Annotated in this window: 21 protein-coding genes and 1 pseudogene; 17 read left to right on the top strand and 5 right to left on the bottom strand. The window is 37.9% G+C overall.

What is annotated here, in order from left to right:
- Window positions 1-47: 47 nt before the first annotated feature.
- The 3 genes from ACZ9EE_RS31110 to ACZ9EE_RS31100 all read left to right on the top strand — a co-directional run bounded on the left by ACZ9EE_RS31110 (window position 48) and on the right by ACZ9EE_RS31100 (window position 1,982).
- Window positions 48-485, top strand: a complete 438-nt coding sequence (locus tag ACZ9EE_RS31110) for a VOC family protein (protein ID WP_476032450.1) — start codon at window positions 48-50, stop codon at window positions 483-485.
- Window positions 486-556: 71 nt separating this feature from the next.
- Window positions 557-1,072: a DinB family protein gene (locus tag ACZ9EE_RS31105; RefSeq protein WP_476032449.1), complete on the top strand. Its 516-nt coding sequence runs from the start codon at window positions 557-559 to the stop codon at window positions 1,070-1,072.
- 217 nt (window positions 1,073-1,289) lie between these two features.
- Entirely contained in the window at window positions 1,290-1,982 is a 693-nt protein-coding gene (locus tag ACZ9EE_RS31100) for a DUF3888 domain-containing protein (protein ID WP_476032448.1), read from the top strand.
- A gap of 118 nt (window positions 1,983-2,100) precedes the next feature.
- Here the strand turns inward: ACZ9EE_RS31100 and ACZ9EE_RS31095 are convergent, their stop codons facing one another.
- On the bottom strand, window positions 2,101-2,340 hold the full coding sequence (locus ACZ9EE_RS31095) for a hypothetical protein (protein ID WP_476032446.1): 240 nt from the start codon (window positions 2,338-2,340) through the stop codon (window positions 2,101-2,103).
- Window positions 2,341-2,656: 316 nt separating this feature from the next.
- Between ACZ9EE_RS31095 and ACZ9EE_RS31090 the strand changes: the two genes are divergently transcribed.
- Window positions 2,657-3,124, top strand: a complete 468-nt coding sequence (locus tag ACZ9EE_RS31090; RefSeq protein ID WP_476032445.1) for a DUF3291 domain-containing protein — start codon at window positions 2,657-2,659, stop codon at window positions 3,122-3,124.
- 103 nt (window positions 3,125-3,227) lie between these two features.
- Here ACZ9EE_RS31090 and ACZ9EE_RS31085 read toward each other — a convergent pair whose 3' ends face one another.
- Window positions 3,228-3,785 (bottom strand): 3D domain-containing protein, encoded by a 558-nt coding sequence (locus ACZ9EE_RS31085; RefSeq protein ID WP_476032444.1) that lies wholly within the window; start codon window positions 3,783-3,785, stop codon window positions 3,228-3,230.
- A 211-nt stretch (window positions 3,786-3,996) separates the two neighbouring features.
- Between ACZ9EE_RS31085 and ACZ9EE_RS31080 the strand changes: the two genes are divergently transcribed.
- The 4 genes from ACZ9EE_RS31080 (at window position 3,997) to ACZ9EE_RS31065 (ending at window position 5,767) form a co-directional block, all read left to right on the top strand.
- On the top strand, window positions 3,997-4,443 hold the full coding sequence (locus tag ACZ9EE_RS31080) for a hypothetical protein (protein ID WP_476032443.1): 447 nt from the start codon (window positions 3,997-3,999) through the stop codon (window positions 4,441-4,443).
- Between the two features lies 1 nt (window position 4,444).
- Complete coding sequence (locus ACZ9EE_RS31075) at window positions 4,445-4,669, top strand: helix-turn-helix transcriptional regulator (RefSeq protein WP_476032442.1); 225 nt, start codon at window positions 4,445-4,447, stop codon at window positions 4,667-4,669.
- 31 nt (window positions 4,670-4,700) lie between these two features.
- Entirely contained in the window at window positions 4,701-5,417 is a 717-nt protein-coding gene (locus tag ACZ9EE_RS31070) for a DUF4386 domain-containing protein (protein WP_476032441.1), read from the top strand.
- Window positions 5,418-5,482: 65 nt separating this feature from the next.
- Window positions 5,483-5,767, top strand: a complete 285-nt coding sequence (locus ACZ9EE_RS31065; protein ID WP_476032440.1) for a hypothetical protein — start codon at window positions 5,483-5,485, stop codon at window positions 5,765-5,767.
- Between the two features lie 319 nt (window positions 5,768-6,086).
- Here the strand turns inward: ACZ9EE_RS31065 and ACZ9EE_RS31060 are convergent, their stop codons facing one another.
- The gene (locus tag ACZ9EE_RS31060; RefSeq protein ID WP_476032439.1) at window positions 6,087-6,626 is read right to left on the bottom strand and encodes a TetR/AcrR family transcriptional regulator; all 540 of its coding nucleotides are present in this window, start codon (window positions 6,624-6,626) and stop codon (window positions 6,087-6,089) included.
- A 151-nt stretch (window positions 6,627-6,777) separates the two neighbouring features.
- Between ACZ9EE_RS31060 and ACZ9EE_RS31055 the strand changes: the two genes are divergently transcribed.
- The gene (locus tag ACZ9EE_RS31055) at window positions 6,778-7,530 is read left to right on the top strand and encodes an SDR family oxidoreductase (RefSeq protein ID WP_476032438.1); all 753 of its coding nucleotides are present in this window, start codon (window positions 6,778-6,780) and stop codon (window positions 7,528-7,530) included.
- Window positions 7,531-7,888: 358 nt separating this feature from the next.
- Here ACZ9EE_RS31055 and ACZ9EE_RS31050 read toward each other — a convergent pair whose 3' ends face one another.
- The gene (locus ACZ9EE_RS31050; RefSeq protein WP_476032437.1) at window positions 7,889-8,380 is read right to left on the bottom strand and encodes an RrF2 family transcriptional regulator; all 492 of its coding nucleotides are present in this window, start codon (window positions 8,378-8,380) and stop codon (window positions 7,889-7,891) included.
- A 204-nt stretch (window positions 8,381-8,584) separates the two neighbouring features.
- Between ACZ9EE_RS31050 and ACZ9EE_RS31045 the strand changes: the two genes are divergently transcribed.
- From ACZ9EE_RS31045 to ACZ9EE_RS31010, 8 genes and pseudogenes are all read left to right on the top strand, one after another.
- Window positions 8,585-9,238, top strand: coding sequence for an FMN-dependent NADH-azoreductase (locus ACZ9EE_RS31045; RefSeq protein WP_476032436.1), 654 nt, complete (start codon window positions 8,585-8,587; stop codon window positions 9,236-9,238).
- Between the two features lie 66 nt (window positions 9,239-9,304).
- Window positions 9,305-9,751 carry a carboxymuconolactone decarboxylase family protein gene (locus ACZ9EE_RS31040; protein ID WP_476032435.1) on the top strand — a complete coding sequence of 149 codons (447 nt, stop codon included), beginning with the start codon at window positions 9,305-9,307 and terminating at the stop codon, window positions 9,749-9,751.
- 230 nt (window positions 9,752-9,981) lie between these two features.
- Complete coding sequence (locus tag ACZ9EE_RS31035; RefSeq protein WP_476032434.1) at window positions 9,982-11,190, top strand: MFS transporter; 1,209 nt, start codon at window positions 9,982-9,984, stop codon at window positions 11,188-11,190.
- Window positions 11,191-11,663: 473 nt separating this feature from the next.
- A complete protein-coding gene (locus ACZ9EE_RS31030; RefSeq protein ID WP_476032433.1) occupies window positions 11,664-12,089 on the top strand; it encodes a MaoC family dehydratase in 426 nt (141 codons plus the stop codon).
- Window positions 12,090-12,518: 429 nt separating this feature from the next.
- Window positions 12,519-12,845 (top strand): PadR family transcriptional regulator, encoded by a 327-nt coding sequence (locus ACZ9EE_RS31025; protein WP_476032432.1) that lies wholly within the window; start codon window positions 12,519-12,521, stop codon window positions 12,843-12,845.
- A 16-nt stretch (window positions 12,846-12,861) separates the two neighbouring features.
- Window positions 12,862-13,203 (top strand): DUF1048 domain-containing protein, encoded by a 342-nt coding sequence (locus ACZ9EE_RS31020; RefSeq protein ID WP_476032431.1) that lies wholly within the window; start codon window positions 12,862-12,864, stop codon window positions 13,201-13,203.
- Between the two features lie 343 nt (window positions 13,204-13,546).
- Window positions 13,547-14,308, top strand: a complete 762-nt coding sequence (locus ACZ9EE_RS31015; protein ID WP_476032430.1) for an ABC transporter ATP-binding protein — start codon at window positions 13,547-13,549, stop codon at window positions 14,306-14,308.
- Window positions 14,309-15,051: pseudogene (locus ACZ9EE_RS31010) on the top strand (ABC transporter permease).
- Between the two features lie 277 nt (window positions 15,052-15,328).
- Here ACZ9EE_RS31010 and ACZ9EE_RS31005 read toward each other — a convergent pair.
- Window positions 15,329-15,808 carry a hypothetical protein gene (locus ACZ9EE_RS31005; protein ID WP_476032429.1) on the bottom strand — a complete coding sequence of 160 codons (480 nt, stop codon included), beginning with the start codon at window positions 15,806-15,808 and terminating at the stop codon, window positions 15,329-15,331.
- Window positions 15,809-16,044 lie beyond the last annotated feature (236 nt).

Genomic DNA, 16,044 nt, shown 5'->3' with positions numbered 1-16,044 from the left:
TTAAACGAAAACAGGTTTGAAATAATAGGAACATAGGAGGTATGGGTATGAAGATCAATAGAATAGATCATGTGAGTATAAACGTAAATGATCTTTCAGAGGCTAAAGCGTTTTTTCTTGATTTAGGACTTGAAGTGCAAGCGGAATGGGAATTGGAAGGAGAACAGTTGGACAGAATAGTTGGTCTTAATGATGTTAAAACGGCATGTGTAGGATTGGGGATGCCAGATGGTGAGACATGGATAGAGCTAGTCAAGTTTTATACGCCGTCAGATGAAAAAGATATTCAGCAACCTTTTGCAAATACGCTGGGTATCCGACATATTTGCTTTGCTGTTGAAGATATTCAAGCTATTGTGGCGAAATTGAAAAAGAAGGGCACAGAAATCTTTAGTGAGATACAGCAATATGAAGAAAGTTATAAGTTATGCTACGTTCGTGGACCAGAGGGAATTATTTTAGAGTTGGCGGAAAAAATCAGCTAAATATTGAATGGACTTTAAATGCTTTAGATATTCAACTTTAAAGATTTCTTACTTTAAAAGGAGATGAATAATTGAATAAAAAATCGTTACTTGTTTCTTCATTAACAGGATATGAAGCAGAAATTGGCCGGTGGTTATGGTGTTTAGAGGATGTTCGTCGTACTCTTATAACTGAATTAACAGGAATGAGCCCAAGCTTCCTAGACAGAAAAATAGGTCAAAGACATTCAATTGGTACTCTTTTGTATCACATTGCATTAGTCGAGGCAGATTGGTTATATGTGGAAGTGCTTGGAACCGATTGGGATCCTGAAATTAGCTCATTATTTCCATTAGAAAGTCGAACTGAGAGTAATTTAACCCACTTTGAGGGAGAGAGTTTAGAACAACATTTTTACCGCCTAAATAAAGTTCGTGAAGAATTTCTTACCTATTTTCGTTCAATGGACTTAAACGATTGGCGAAAACCTCGGGTACTGGAACAATATGAAGTAACCCCCGAATGGGTTGTTTATCATTTGGTAGAGCACGAATCACATCATAGGGGACAGATTTTCCAATTACTTAGGGAATTACGGGATAATTAAGTACTAACTTGCGGAAAGAGAGAGCCAATTTGCGGATAAGCGCCTCCAACTTGCGCAGGGCAAAACAACTGCGGATAAGAGACGAATAGAAAGTCTTTTTAATTGGGATTCGGTGATTTTTTTACATTGTGCAGAACGTACTTAAAGGTAACATAGCAGTTTAGTTAAATAAGGTTCTGGGCAAGATACCTACAAATTTATAAGTAGGTGGTTCGTGGTGAAAAATAAACTCTTTCTGATTTTTTGTACTTTCTTTTTTATAAACAGTACCAATGTTTTTGCAAAGTCAGTAACACCAAGTCAAGAATTTGTAAATAAGTATTACTTTGATGTTGAATTAAAAGGACTTGAAGCTAAAGATATATATTTCTTTCGTGAATTCCCTTTTTATGATGATAAAGGGCAGGTTACACCTTTAGGAAGGACAGTATTAACTGTCTTACAAGGGGATATTGGGACTTGGGTTAGAGAACCAAGGATATATGTTAAAGAAAGCTTTGCCTATATACATGCAGTCAAGTTAGATGGATTAAATCTGTTATATACATTAAAAAAAGAAAATAATGGTTGGAAAGTCATCAAAATTGAGAAAAAGAAACTACCTACAGTGGGAAGTAACGTAATCCTTGAACAGGCTTTTTTAAGGGCTATCGGAAAAGAGATATTAAATGCAACCAAATCTCATTACCCTCAAGGAAGGCTATATGATTCTCCAAGGATTATTGATATTGTCCAAGATGAATCATATGATAAATACAAAATGACTGTTCAAATTGTAACTTTTGAAGGTGCACATAATATTCCATTTGGTTTTGATACAATCACATTAGAAATTCCTAGCTTTAAAGTGCTTAAATATGACCATGTAGATGTTTCAAAGATTCATAAAATACCTTTAGAGACACATTGATATTTACAGACAGAAGTTCTTCACTAAATGGTGCTTTACAGAAGTAAGATTAATTAAAAACGAGCCTTATTTATGCAAGTATTTATACACCACTTGTATATTTAAGGCTCTTTTTATATTATTTATTCCCGAAATCTCCAGAAAATTGTTTCACAACGGCTTGTATTTCCTCTAGCTTCTCTGGTTTTATTAGACTAATCATCTTAGGGATAAACTCTTGAATATCTTCTTGTGAAAAAGTACCTTCAGCTTGTTTCCTGAAGTTTTCTGTAAGTATTTCTCTTGCTTCATCCTCCTTACCCTCTTGAACCCTATGTAAAATAAAATTTAAAAACATTTCTTGTCCTTGCTTGTCCATTCCTTTTTCCTCCTAGAATTAAAATTGTAACACCATTTGGTTTCGCTTTTTATTATAACACCAAAAGGTTTCATGTCAATTATATTTTAGTGTCTGTTCAGCAATATCAGTTTCATTTAAAGAACAGGCGGGAGCATATGCGACTTGGTATGGAGGGTCAGCAGAAGGGATCTTTGGTGAAATTAGCTCCGTTGCTTATTCATAGCTGTAGATAACTAAAGCAAATACGGTCCAATACTGATCGCCAAAGAATTAGTTATGAGGTCCAAACTTACTTGAATATAAATAAGTAAAAATTATCTATGGAGGGCTGTTTATGGCTATAGTTTCAATCTATACTGTTGGCAGGCTAAATTACCCCCATGACCACCCAGCCTCTCGTGAATTTTTTGAAGTAGGAAATAAAGTTTTTACCCAGGCAATTAAATCAGGACAACTTATAGAGGCGTTTTCACCTGATGGCGTCCCAATACCTGAAGAAGCCAAAAAGGGGGAGGGTGTTCCTGTTCTTACACTAACCGTATGGAAAAGCCTTCAATCCTTATATCGTTTTACCTATTCTGGTCAGCACAGGCAAGCGTTGAGAGAGAGGAACAAATGGATGGAACCTTATCAAGAAAAACACCTTTCCTATGTAGTATGGTGGGCAGAGAAGCTGAAGGATGTCTCGTGGGATGAGGCTTTCAAGAGATACAACTATTTTATTCAAAATGGACCTACTGCTTTTGCATTTGATTTAAAGCAAGCATTTGATGAAGAAGGGGAGAGGTGCTTAGTTAAGTAACGTTCTAGTATAACTAATATAAAAAACTCGCCAAATATACTTTGGCGAGTTTTTTCACTTTATAGACCAATAAGGATGAAAATTTGATAGAGTAGGAAGCTACTTAGTTCAAAATTTGTATTTTTAGCGTTTTTCGGCCCCATTGGATGGCTGCTTTTTGAGAAGGAATAAATACATCAATCTTATTTCCTTTGATGGCACCACCAGTATCTCCCGCGATTGCATAACCGTAACCAGGGACATACACCTTAGAACCCAGCTTAATCACTTTCGGATCAACGGAGATGACCTTTTGATTCGGGTTTTTCTTTAAGTTTATACCGGTCGCTGTTATACCTGTACAACGGGCAAAGTTTAACGTGTAAGCAGAGGCACTGACTGTGATTTCTTTTACCGCCTTTACAGGAGTTGTCTTCACAGGTGTACTTTTCACTGGAGTTCCAGGATTTACTATTTTTAAACTTTGATTTATTTTAATCAAGTCGGACGAAAGATGGTTCCATTGTTTTAAATTACTGACGGTAATATGATAAGTCTTGGCAATTTTTGAAAGAGAATCGCCTTTTTTTACGGTATATGTATTAGATGCAGCAGATGCACCGCTACTAATTCCAAATAAAAGCATCAGAGATGTTGAAATCGTTACCAGGGATTTTTTCACTATTAAAACTCCTTTGTTCTACGGTATTAAAATAATACCAAAGTAATGTTTCAATTCTGTTTCAATAGTTTACTATTTTCGTGACATTCATCATTGGAAAATTTTTCAAAATAAAAAAGTAAAGTACACATAACTTAATGTATACTTTACTTTACATCATGCATATAATACTTTACCCAATGTAAAAGTGACCATACAGGAGGTGTAAACCATGACCTATCAAGAAAAGAAGAGCATCGTAACCTTGATCAGCGCTATCCTCATTTTCGCTGCTTATTGCTTGTACATGTATCCACGATTACCCGATGGGGGGATAGAGTCCACAGAAACCTTTCGCTTTTGGGGTTCCTTCGTTCTCAATCTGACACTGTTTTCAATCGTCGCACATATCATTATCAGCATTATTTTTAACATTGTCTTTAGAATTACGACCCGAGAAAAGCAACCAACCTTTGCAGATGAACTAGATAAGTTAATAGAATTGAAGGCGCACCGAAATTCTTTTTTTGTGTTCATCGTCGGTTTTCTAGTAGCAATGGGATCGCTAATCCTCTTTCAGCCGTCACAATTGATGTTCATGATCCTGATCATTTTTGGATTCATTTCTGATGTGACTGGCTCCGTTACCAAACTCTATCATTATCGGAAAGGAGTCTAATATGGGCAAAAAACTTGTCGGCAATCACATTCGAAAATTACGATTCAACCATGATGAAATGACCCAGCAGCAGTTAGCTGACAAGGTAGGTGTAACAAGACAAACCATCGTGGCTCTCGAAAAAGGAAACTACTCTCCATCTCTAGAACTCGCTTTTCGAATTGCTCACGCCTTTGACTTACCGTTGGAACAGGTATTTTTCTATGGGGAGAAGCCAAAACAGTAGGGCAATTTATTAATAGAAGGGGAGAACATGGATGAATTCATACAAAACAGCAGCGAAAATTGTGGGAGTACTGTTTATCCTTGCAGCCGTTACCGCGGTAGTCGGTCTCAATTTATACAATCCTATCTTAAAAGGTCCTGATTACCTGATTAATGGTTCCAAACACGCCAACCAAGTGATACTTGGAGCGGTTATGGAGTTAATTCTTGTCGTTTCAGCAATTGGTACTTCAACAACGATGTTTCCGATTTTAAGAAAATATAATGAAACGATCGCTCTCTGGCATGTTTGCTTCCGGTTTCTTGAAGCGATTATCATTACTATTGGAATAATCAGCGTATTGTCCCTTTTGACCTTAAGCCGGGAATTTGTAGCAGCAGGAACCCCGGATCCCGCTTCTTTTCAAGCTTCAGGGATCGTATTAAAAGCTATCCATGACTGGACGTTTATGCTTGGCCCTCTTTTCATGCTGGGTATAAATACAATGATGTACAGTTACATCTTTTATAAATCCAAGCTTGTACCAAGGTTTATACCAATCTTGGGTATGACTGGAGCAACTTGTGTGTTTATCTGTGCCTTGTTCGTAATGTTTGGTGTCATTGAACAAATTTCTGTTTGGGGTGGTATTTTGGCGCTGCCAGTAGCAGCTAATGAAATGATCCTAGCCGTATGGCTTATCGTTAAAGGATTCAATGAATCTGCCCTATCCTCTTTGTCTTTAAAAAAGAAAGCGATGGGAAATTAGCTAACGGGTTCGGTTTTGGATATCGGAACAAAAATTAATCAACACGGAAGTCGATTCAGTAAAAATTGATTAAGCATGGACTTAATACAGGAACAAAACCACTATTTCCTTCCATTATTAGAACGGTGGTGTCCGAAGTCGAGCCAACTTCAGATAAGGAAGAGCTAAAAGAGCGAGATGGTGTCCGAAGTCGAGCCTACTTCGGACAAGGCAAAGCCAAAAGAGCGAGATGGTGTCCGAAGTCAAACCAACTTCAGACAAGGCAAAGCCAAAAAAGCGAGATGGTGTCCGAAGTCGAGCCTGCTTCGGACAAGGCAAAGCCCAAAGAGCGAGATGGTGTCCGAAGTTGAGCCAACTTCAGACAAGGAAGAGCTAAAAGAGCGAGGTGGTGTCCGAAGTCGAGCCAACTTCAGACAAGGAAGAGCCAAAAGAGCGAGATGGTGTCCGAAGTCAGATCAACTTCAGACAGGGAAGAGCTGAAAGAGAGAGGTAGTGTCCGAAGTTGAGCCAGCATCGGACAAGGCAAAGCCAAAAGAGCGAGATGGTGTCCGAAGTCAAACCAATTTCAGACAAGGAAGAGCTAAAAGAGTGAGGTAGAGTCCGAAAGTAAGCCAACAAAATTCCTTCTGGTTCTTCTTTATTCATGTTCACATACTTACTATTCGTAACTTATAGGAGCTTGTTAGCAACTAACCTCCACACATCTTCAAACATTCCCTGATAAATCTCATTATCCCAACGGTCTGCAAAATAGGGATTATGGAAATATACAAATGCCGTAATAATAGCATTGCCAGAATGTTTTAGTCCACTAATGGACTCAACTTTATTCGCTAATTGTTGCAAATGCTCTTTAATTAGGGTTTGACTACTCTCTAAATAATTTGTATATAACCGGAACATACCTCTATCATCATGATAGAGTTTTTTCTTTGTAGTAGCCAGAAGCCAAAGCCAATCATGAAGTGCAACCGCGGAACTTACACCTTTTGGGGCTTCCCATTCTAATAATTCTCTAGAAGTAGTTTCTAACCACCTGAGTGCAAGTTGCTGTAATAGGTCTTCTTTATTTTTGTAATGTTTATAAAATGCAGCATGAGTAACTCCGAGTTCCTTTGCAATATCTGAGAGAGTGGTTTTTTCTACCCCCTTCCTCATTATGATTTCTTCCGTAACGGAAAAAATCTTTTCTTTATTCAGTATTGCCATAGTGATCCCCCTAGTCTTTTCTCCGTTTTATTATACATCATTATCACTTGGTTACAAAATGTTGACTTTGTAACCAAGTGATGTATAATGATGTTGTCAAAAGTTACAAAAAATAAAAAATGTAACTTATCTACTAACGAGGAGAGATATCATGGAAAAAAATTCCAACAAAACACACGATTTGAAGGTTGCACTGGTAACAGGTGGTTCAGGTGGTATTGGGCATGCCATAGTAAAAAAATTAGTCGATAATGGATTCGCTGTCGCTGTGCATTATTCCAGTAATAAGCTTAAAGCAGATACTATAGTAAACGAGATTGTAGAGAAAGGTGGAAGGGCACTTAGTGTAGGGGGAGATATCGCAGATGAAAAATGTATGCAAGAAGCCTTCGATATTGTTGAAGAAAAGTTGGGTGCTATTGATGTTGTTATCAATACAGCAGGAATCATGATTCTCAGCTCGATCGCAGACGTTAACTTGGATGATTTAGATAAAATGTACCGCACAAATATTCGGGGAACTTTTGTGATATCCAAACATGCGGCCCGGCGTGTTCGCCAAGGTGGTGCAATTATCAATTTTTCTACGTCTGTCACTCGAACACAGTTACCAACATATGCTCCATACGTCGCAAGTAAAGCAGCAGTTGAATCAATGACTTTGATATTAGCTCGCGAATTACGTGGTAAAGATATCACAGTTAATACCGTAGCTCCCGGTCCAACAGCGACACCATTATTTTTAGATGGTAAAGATAAAAAAACAATTGAGAATTTTGCTAAAGCAACGCCAATCGAACGTCTAGGTACCCCAGAGGATATTGCCGAAACAGTATTATATTTAGCCACTTCAGGGCGCTGGATTAATGGGCAAGTAATATTTTCTAATGGCGGCCTTGCATGATATCTTGATCCATAGTACTAGACCTATGGTCGTGTACAGCTGAGGAGTTTACTGCTGAGCAACTAGCAGAAATTTACGATATAACTGTTTTAACTACTCAACGTGTTAATCGTTCTGTTCTTCCTAGCATATACCCCCTGGTAAAAAGAAAATAAGATATCGAAAATTATTAAAATAGCCCTTCTCGGATTATGAGAAGGGTTATTTTTCATTATTGGGAGATGAATCATAGGAATGTTTAATCTTAGGTCAAAAAAGGATTAGAAAGTATCCTTTTCTTTTACCAGTTGCTCTATTTTTTTCATCTAAAGCACTCTTTAAGTCTCTCTTATTTAAGTGATTTCACGAGAGGTTTGTTTTATAAGTTACTATTTGAAAAATATTTCCGAGTATTTTCACGCATTTGTTTTGGCAAGACACGGTCTAGTTCTTCGTTTAACCATGAAAGCGATTTACTTTGCAAATATTCACGCATTTTTTCTTCCGCAGAAAGCATAACTAAATTGATGGTGCAAGAGGAGGGGGCTGAACAGCAGTTTTCTCTATACAAATAACCATTAGCTTTAATATTTTTACATTGAAAAATACGCTTAGGACCTTCAACAGCTTCAACTACATCCCAAAAGGAAATATCCTCAGGGGACTTAGAAAGCCTATATCCTCCCTTCACACCAGGGACAGAGATGACAATTCCCGCCTTAGATAATTTACCGAAAACTTTTGATAGATATGTCTCAGAAATACCTTGAAATTCTGCCAAGTCCTTTATCCCAATACTTTCACTAGAAGGAGCATCAATTAAATAAACGAGACAATGTAAAGCATATTCAACTCCTACACTATACTGCATAAAAACACACCTGCTTTTAATTTTAAAGGTTATCAAATTGTATGATATGAGTATTTAGGGTGTTAGTCAAATAAAAGAAAACTTTTTTGGAAAATCCTATTCATTTGACAAAAATAATCATAGCTTATATTATAGACAAAGTTAATCGTCGATTAATCTTATCTGTAATTCAGGTAAAAAATTTATTATAAAGGGGAAATAAAAATGAATAAAACACTTATCATTAACGCACATCCAAAAATTGATGACACTTCTTCAGTTAGCTTGCAGGTTTTTAACCACTTTTTGAAAACTTATAAAGAATTAATTCCTGATAGCGGAGTAATAGAACAGATTAACTTGTATAGTGATGTAGTGCCTATGATAGATAATACGGTTTTAAGTGCATGGGAAAAACAACGACAAGAACAGGAGCTAACTAGCCTAGAACAAAAAGTAACAGAGCGAATGGCCGAGATTTTACAACAATTTAAACGTGCAAATACGTATGTCATTGTATTACCTTTGCATAATTTTAATATTCCATCCAAGTTAAAAGATTACATGGACAATATCATGATTGCTCGTGAAACTTTTAAATATACTGAAAATGGTTCAGTAGGACTACTTAAAGACGGACGAAGAATGCTTGTCATACAAGCAAGTGGTGCAATCTATACCAATAATGATTGGTATACAGAAGTGGATTACTCTAATAAATACTTGAAGTCAATGTTCAATTTCCTTGGTATTGAAGATTATCAAATCATTAGGGCACAAGGAGTTGCTTTACAAGAACCAAATGAAGTTTTGCAACAAGCATATAAAGAAGCTGAAGAAGCTGCATCAAGATTAGCACCTAAATTAATACGATCTTAGCGGAAAGCGTTGAAATTTATTTTTACAGGGCATTTAAATAGACTTTTTATTAGGGAGGTAATTAATTTGGAACCACGAATTGATTATTACAAGGTAGTACCAGAAGCACTTAAAATCATGATGGAAATGGAGAAGTATACGAAAACTACAGGTATAGACCGGAATCTTCGAGAACTTATAAAAATACGAGCTTCCCAAATAAATGGTTGTGCTTATTGTCTTAACATGCATACAGCTGATGCTAGAAAAATGGGAGAAACGGAACAACGTTTATATTGTATCAGTGCTTGGGGTGAGTGCACATTTTACACAGATGCAGAAAAAGTAGCTCTTGAGTTGACAGAGCACGTGACGTTAATCCCTACAAAACGTGTACCGGATGAACTTTATCATAGAGTACGTGAACATTTTGACGAGAGACAATATGTTGACCTTATACTTATAATCAATCAAATAAACAATTGGAATAGAATCTCTATTTCGATGGGGAATATAGCAACTGAAAATAATTAATCTCAACAAACATCTATATCACTAATTATAACGGTAGTAGGCGGGGGTGGTTGCCCCCCGGCCTCCTACAACACCGCACGTACCTTTAGATTTAGGGCGGTTTAAATTTGTTTGACGCGGAAATTTTATTTCTTCTCGATAAAAGTTATAAAGGTTTGGATGATAGATTGAATAGTTCAATTAGGGATAGAGGCAGCTGCTAAAAAAGTTTTTTAGTTAGGAGGAATAAAATGACCAAGCCAAAATTATGGACAAAAAATTTCATTAGTAGTGCAATCGCAAATTTTCTAACCTTTACTACTTTTTACTATCTATTAGTTTCTTTACCGATATATGCTTTGCAAGAATTAAATAGTAACGAGTCTGAAGTTGGACTCATCGTTACATTTTTTTTAATTGCAGCTATCATTACTCGACCATTCGCGGGAAAATGGATCGAAAGGTATGGAAAATATCCTATTTTCTTGACAGCCTTCCTAATTGTATTTGCTTCATCATTTCTATATTTTATAACTCAATCGATTACGCTACTCCTTATTATTCGAAGTATCCATGGAATAGGATTTGGAATGGCAACTACAGCTACAGGAGCCATCGTAGCAGACCTTATCCCTGAATCACGCAAAGGGGAAGGGATGGGTTATTACGGTTTAACACTAAATCTCGGTATGGTCGCTGGACCATTTTTAGGATTAACTATTATGCATCTTGGAGGAACAAATCAATTGTTCTTCATTAATGCTTTATTGAATTTAGTTGCTCTAATTTTTGTCTTTTTTGTTCGGATTCCTAAAGAAACAGTACGCCAAAAAGTCAAACATTTAGAATCAAATAAAGGAATAAAGACCTTATTTGAGGTTTCTGCTATTCCCGTTTCATTAATTGCTGGATTTTTCGCCTTGGCTTATTCTGGAGTTATTTCCTTTGTATCGATTTATGCCAAGGAAATTGGTTTAGTTGAGGCAGCCAGTTATTTTTTTGTAGTTTATGCTTTTGTCCTTTTCATTTCTAGACCGTTTACTGGAAAATGGTATGATCGATATGGGGCGAATAACATTATCTACCCATCAATTATACTTTTTGCAGTTGGGACATATTTACTTAGCATTTCACCATCATTACCGTTATTTCTTCTTTCAGCTGCACTTATTGGTTTAGGATGGGGAACTATCTTTCCAAGTCTTCAAACCATTGCCATTGAAATTGCTCCAGCCGATAAAAGGGCCTTGGCTACGGCTACCTACCTATCAACATTTGATTTTGGATTTGGAATTGGCTCCTTTTTATTCGGTCTCGCAACAGTAAAAGTAGGGTATAGTGCATTATACTTTTATAGCTCTTTCTTCGTTCTTGCAGGGATTGGAGTTTACTATTTGCTACATGGAAAAATTGGTAGTTCAGTAAAAAGAGGAGTTAATATCAGGAGAAGGAAAGTCTAACAATTATGTTACTTTATACTAAATTTAACTTTTCATTATAGATTTAGTTATATGATACAAATACATCAGGTTCTTCTTATATGCTAACAGGCGCGATACTTCAATAAGAAGTATCGCTGGTGGACATCAAGAAGAAGCCATCCATTATATGACCGCTTAGAAAATTTTACAACCTCAGTGCAGCAGGTCAAGAGCAACTTGAAATCTTTTAAAAAAAATGGGATTTCGACTCAAGTAAAATTAACGAACTTAAGTGACTTTCCCCTTTTGAAAAATCCAGACCAATGACTGGATTCATTTCTAAATCCTCCTCCTAAACTAGTAATTTTCCAGTACCCCTAATTCCTCCATGCAGTGTCACTGCTTCGCTTGTTATACGAGATCTAAGTCCCAACCTCGACGCATTTTTTCCCTTGTTTGGTATGTAGTGCTAAAATAAAAAAGTACATTAACAACAATATAGGAGAGTTAGCATGAAGTTTGATGAGTTTAAAATTGGACAAGTATTCCAAACTAAATCGTTAAAAATAACAAAAGAGGATATTATGAGGTTTGCAGGAGAATTTGACCCCCAATATATGCATTTGGATGAGGAAAAGGCAAATCGGGGAAGGTTTAATGGTATCATTGCTTCAGGTATACATACATTAGCAATTTCTTTTAAGCTTTGGGTTGAAGAAGGTTTCTATGGTGAGGATGTCGTTGCTGGAACAAAGATGAATAATATTAAATTTATAAAGCCTGTGTATCCCGAAGATGAATTGCATATCATTGTTGAAGTTATTGATAAGAAAGCAACTAAAAATGAAACAGGTATCCTTACCGTATTGTTATCTACCTTTAATGATAAAGAAAAAAAAGTTTTTGAAGGTGAATTATCTGTATTGATCAAGCGATAAAGTAATTGTAGATAGTAATCTGCTTCTTCAACAAACGAGGGCGTTTCTTCAAGAAGGAAAAATTTCTTATTGTAGAAACGGGCAGGTTAGCTTAAGAAAGACAATTCGAAAGCTATCTCAAAAAATGTGAGATGGAAATATTGGGAGGATAATTTTAGCCCAATAAGAAAGCTCCCATTCGACAACTGGTGTTTTATCATTATTGTTGTTAGGGAGCTAAAGGTATTTATTAAAAGTCCAAGCTGTCAAATTTGATAAAAATACCTTGAAGTCGTAAAAGGGCTTTTTTGACGTAAAGTTTTATTGACAAATGGCGCTATTCAGTAATACTATATACTAGTAGTGAGTAGTACTGAATATCTGTAATACAAAATACCTGTGTTATAGAGTACTGAAAAAATATAAGTAAAATATAAATGGAGGGAAAGAATGGAAAACATCACGGAAATGCTGAAAGGGGTGCTTGAAGGTTGTGTGCTTGAGATCATCAGCCGCGGTGAAACTTACGGCTATGAAATCACGCAACAGCTGCGGGAACTTGGCTTCATTGATGTGGTTGAAGGCACAGTTTATACGATTACCATGAGGCTTGAGAAAAACAATCTAGTGGACATCGAGAAAAAGCCATCCACTATGGGACCGCCGAGAAAATTTTACACCCTCAATGCGGCAGGTCAAGAACAGCTTAAATTCTTTTGGAAAAAATGGGATTTCGTCTCAAGTAAAATTAACGAACTTAAGACTAAAATAAAATAAAAAGGAGAGAGGTAAAATGAATTTTTTTGAAAAAATTATTGGAAGCCTGGATGACAAACGGGAATGGAGGGAGATGGAGGCGCGTGCGAAGGCACTTCCAAGTGAGTACCGCAACGCTTACAAAGCTATTCAAAAATATATGTGGACTGCTGGTGGTGGACCCACCGACTGGAAGGACAGCAGCCGTATCTTTGGCGGCATTCTCGACCTCTTTGAGGAAGGAGCAGCGGAAGGCAAGAAAGTCACTGACCTAACGGGCGAGGACGTAGCTGCTTTTTGCGACGAATTGGTGAAGGATGAGCAAACTTGGAAGGACAAATATCGCAAGAAATTGAACGATACGATTGGTCGTGGTTAACGGTGAATTCCAAGTGGAGTTTCGCCTATCATCGGCAATAACCAAGCAAACCGTCACTGGGGACGACTTGGCTTCCTTATCGACGAACTAGTGGCTACCGCTACAACCTATGTCGACAAGTATCGTGAAGATTCGAATCAGCGTAGCATGAAGCGATTGGAAAAAAATAAATTCAATAGATAAATTCGACTGAATAGCTGGTTACAAAATGAAATGTGTCACCTTCACTATTCAGTTATATTTTTAATCAACTAGTAAGTAATACAGAATATCAGTCAGACAGAGTAGTGGGGGTATAGCCAAACTAGCGGCTTAATCCGCTTATTAGAAGGAGGAAAAAGGGATGAGTAATGTCGCGATTTCTGTAAAAGGGGTAAAAAAATCCTTTAAAGATAAGGAAGTCTTAATGGAGGTGGATTTTGAGGTGCTGCGTGGCGAAATCTTCGCCCTGCTGGGCACAAATGGAGCGGGGAAGACGACGACGGTCAACATCCTCTCGACACTTATGAAGCATGAGGGGGGCGAAGTCAAAATTTGCGGCTTTGACGTCCAGCGTCAACCGGATCAAGTTCGCAAAAGCATCAGCTTGACAGGACAGTTCGCAGCTTTAGACGGCATGCTTACAGGAAGAGAAAACCTGATAATGATCGCCAAGTTGCGGGGAGTTTCCAATCCCGCTCAAGTCGCTGACAATCTGCTCGCAAGATTCAACCTGACCGATGCGGCCAACCACCGGGCGGATAAGTATTCCGGCGGGATGAAGCGTCGGCTGGACATCGCCATGAGTCTGATAGGGACACCAGAAGTCATTTTTCTCGACGAACCGACGACAGGGCTTGACCCCGAAGCGCGGATTGAAGTCTGGGATACCGTTAAGGAGCTTGCCGGCGGAGGCACGACCATCTTGCTGACGACCCAGTATCTGGAGGAAGCCGAACAACTGGCTGACCATATCGCCATCCTGCATGGAGGAAAAATCATCACAACAGGTACCCTTACAGAACTCAAAGAGATGTTCCCGCCAGCGAAAGTGGAGTATATCGAGAAGCAGCCAACATTGGAGGAAATTTTCCTCGCGATCATCGGCAAAAAGGAGGAGATTTAAATGAATACATGGGTATTACTAGGACGATTATTGCGCAACATCATGCGCAGCCCGGATACGATTATTACGGTGGCCATTACACCGATTATGATGATGCTGCTGTTTGTATACGTATTTGGCGGCGCGATAGAAACGGGAACGGAAAACTACGTCAATTATTTATTGCCAGGAATCTTGCTGATGGCTATCGCTTCCGGCGTTGCTTACACTTCCTTGCGACTGTTTAACGATGTAAAGAGTGGACTGATGTCGCGTTTCATTACCATGCCCATCAAGCGCTCATCGGTATTGTGGGCTCACGTGTTAACTTCGATTGTTTCCAATACGTTTACTGTCGTGGTCGTTATTCTTATCGCCCTCTTGATGGGCTTCCGTTCAAGTGCCGGTATCCTAGATTGGCTTGCGGTAGCTGGGATTCTCGGGCTGTTTACATTGGCGCTGACATGGCTTGCGGTCATACCCGGATTGACAGCGGGGTCTATGGAAGGTGCGACAGCCTTCTCGTACCCGCTGATTTTCCTGCCGTTTATTAGTTCGGCCTTTGTCCCTACCGAAACCATGCCTAAAATAGTCCGTGCGTTCGCAGAGAATCAGCCCGTGACTTCAATCGTGAATGCGGTTCGAGCCCTCTTGTATGAAGGAGCTGTTGGCAACGATATCTGGATCGCGCTTGCCTGGTGTGTCGGACTCATGGTCATCGCTTACTTCTTCGCCAGTAAGCATATAAACGACAGTTAGGATAAGTACATCATTAAGGGATTAGCCCCTATCAATAGTCAGCCCCGTACGATGAATGCTTTGCTACACATGGAAACCTCTACTTAAACGCGGTGCAACGATCGAAGAAATCATGGAATTAGAACATTAATTTCCTCTAGAGAAATATGCATTTTATCAGTTAAATAACAGATTTTCTTGGTAGGTTATTGAATTTTAATAAAATAGGAAACGCTGGCGAGGGGGCAATTGAATTTACCACCAATCCTAGCGTTTCCAAGTTAGCTGAGTTCCTATTAATATTTAAAATTCACTGGCAAGAGTTGACCTTTTTTCTAATTTCACCATCCATTTATAGTATCCTAACAAAATCAAGAGAAGAATGGGGTTTATGATTAGCGAATGCCATAATGTCCACCAGCCATAATGAAAATACCCCCACGGTTCCGGTAGTAACGTAATTACTTCGTAAAGTAGTAAAGCAACCTCCCAAGTGGCCAGATAGATAATTTTCATCATCAGTGTCTTCTTATAAGGAAAGAAATTTAAAAAAATAACATTAACGGGCGGAACTAAAAAGATGAGTGCGATAAATGAATTCCAATCGACACTTTTTGAGAAATACCAATACCCATGATATTTAAAATCAATATAAACATCAAAAACTGTTTGAAAGGCAATCGTAAAAGCCCAAATATGGACCATTTGGATTAGAGATAATCGTTTTTTGATTTTAAGTGCGATTAAATTAAAAACAATGATTGCAATGATCAGACCTACCATAATAACATCCTTTTACCATTTTCTCTGTCTATGTCATTCTAACCAAATCAAAATTATTCGATTCTTCAAATAGGACTAATTAATCATGGGCTAGAGGAACTTAACATTTATCCAGTTTGAGACGGTAATCTGGTGATTTGTTAATATATCCAAAAATTTGTTAATATCGTATCAAATTTTGTTAATAGCCACCTAAATTTGTTAATATCCTCAAATTTTTGTTAATATCCGAGCAA

The organism is Bacillus sp. URHA0034 (assembly GCF_056280405.1).
The sequence above is the reverse complement of the archived record's forward strand: the minus strand, read 5'-3'. Positions and strand labels throughout refer to the sequence as shown.

Bases quoted from the DNA above. Each gene is read 5' to 3' on its own strand.
- ACZ9EE_RS31035 (WP_476032434.1), top strand. From the start codon at position 9,982: ATGACCAAGCCAAAATTATGGACAAAAAATTTCATTAGTAGTGCAATC.
- ACZ9EE_RS31110 (WP_476032450.1), top strand. From the start codon at position 48: ATGAAGATCAATAGAATAGATCATGTGAGTATAAACGTAAATGATCTT.
- ACZ9EE_RS31055 (WP_476032438.1), top strand. From the start codon at position 6,778: ATGGAAAAAAATTCCAACAAAACACACGATTTGAAGGTTGCACTGGTA.
- ACZ9EE_RS31095 (WP_476032446.1), bottom strand. From the start codon at position 2,340: ATGGACAAGCAAGGACAAGAAATGTTTTTAAATTTTATTTTACATAGG.
- ACZ9EE_RS31005 (WP_476032429.1), bottom strand. From the start codon at position 15,808: ATGGTAGGTCTGATCATTGCAATCATTGTTTTTAATTTAATCGCACTT.
- ACZ9EE_RS31070 (WP_476032441.1), top strand. From the start codon at position 4,701: ATGAATTCATACAAAACAGCAGCGAAAATTGTGGGAGTACTGTTTATC.
- ACZ9EE_RS31050 (WP_476032437.1), bottom strand. From the start codon at position 8,380: ATGCAGTATAGTGTAGGAGTTGAATATGCTTTACATTGTCTCGTTTAT.
- ACZ9EE_RS31080 (WP_476032443.1), top strand. From the start codon at position 3,997: ATGACCTATCAAGAAAAGAAGAGCATCGTAACCTTGATCAGCGCTATC.
- ACZ9EE_RS31060 (WP_476032439.1), bottom strand. From the start codon at position 6,626: ATGGCAATACTGAATAAAGAAAAGATTTTTTCCGTTACGGAAGAAATC.
- ACZ9EE_RS31030 (WP_476032433.1), top strand. From the start codon at position 11,664: ATGAAGTTTGATGAGTTTAAAATTGGACAAGTATTCCAAACTAAATCG.
- ACZ9EE_RS31045 (WP_476032436.1), top strand. From the start codon at position 8,585: ATGAATAAAACACTTATCATTAACGCACATCCAAAAATTGATGACACT.
- ACZ9EE_RS31075 (WP_476032442.1), top strand. From the start codon at position 4,445: ATGGGCAAAAAACTTGTCGGCAATCACATTCGAAAATTACGATTCAAC.
- ACZ9EE_RS31025 (WP_476032432.1), top strand. From the start codon at position 12,519: ATGGAAAACATCACGGAAATGCTGAAAGGGGTGCTTGAAGGTTGTGTG.
- ACZ9EE_RS31020 (WP_476032431.1), top strand. From the start codon at position 12,862: ATGAATTTTTTTGAAAAAATTATTGGAAGCCTGGATGACAAACGGGAA.
- ACZ9EE_RS31015 (WP_476032430.1), top strand. From the start codon at position 13,547: ATGAGTAATGTCGCGATTTCTGTAAAAGGGGTAAAAAAATCCTTTAAA.
- ACZ9EE_RS31090 (WP_476032445.1), top strand. From the start codon at position 2,657: ATGGCTATAGTTTCAATCTATACTGTTGGCAGGCTAAATTACCCCCAT.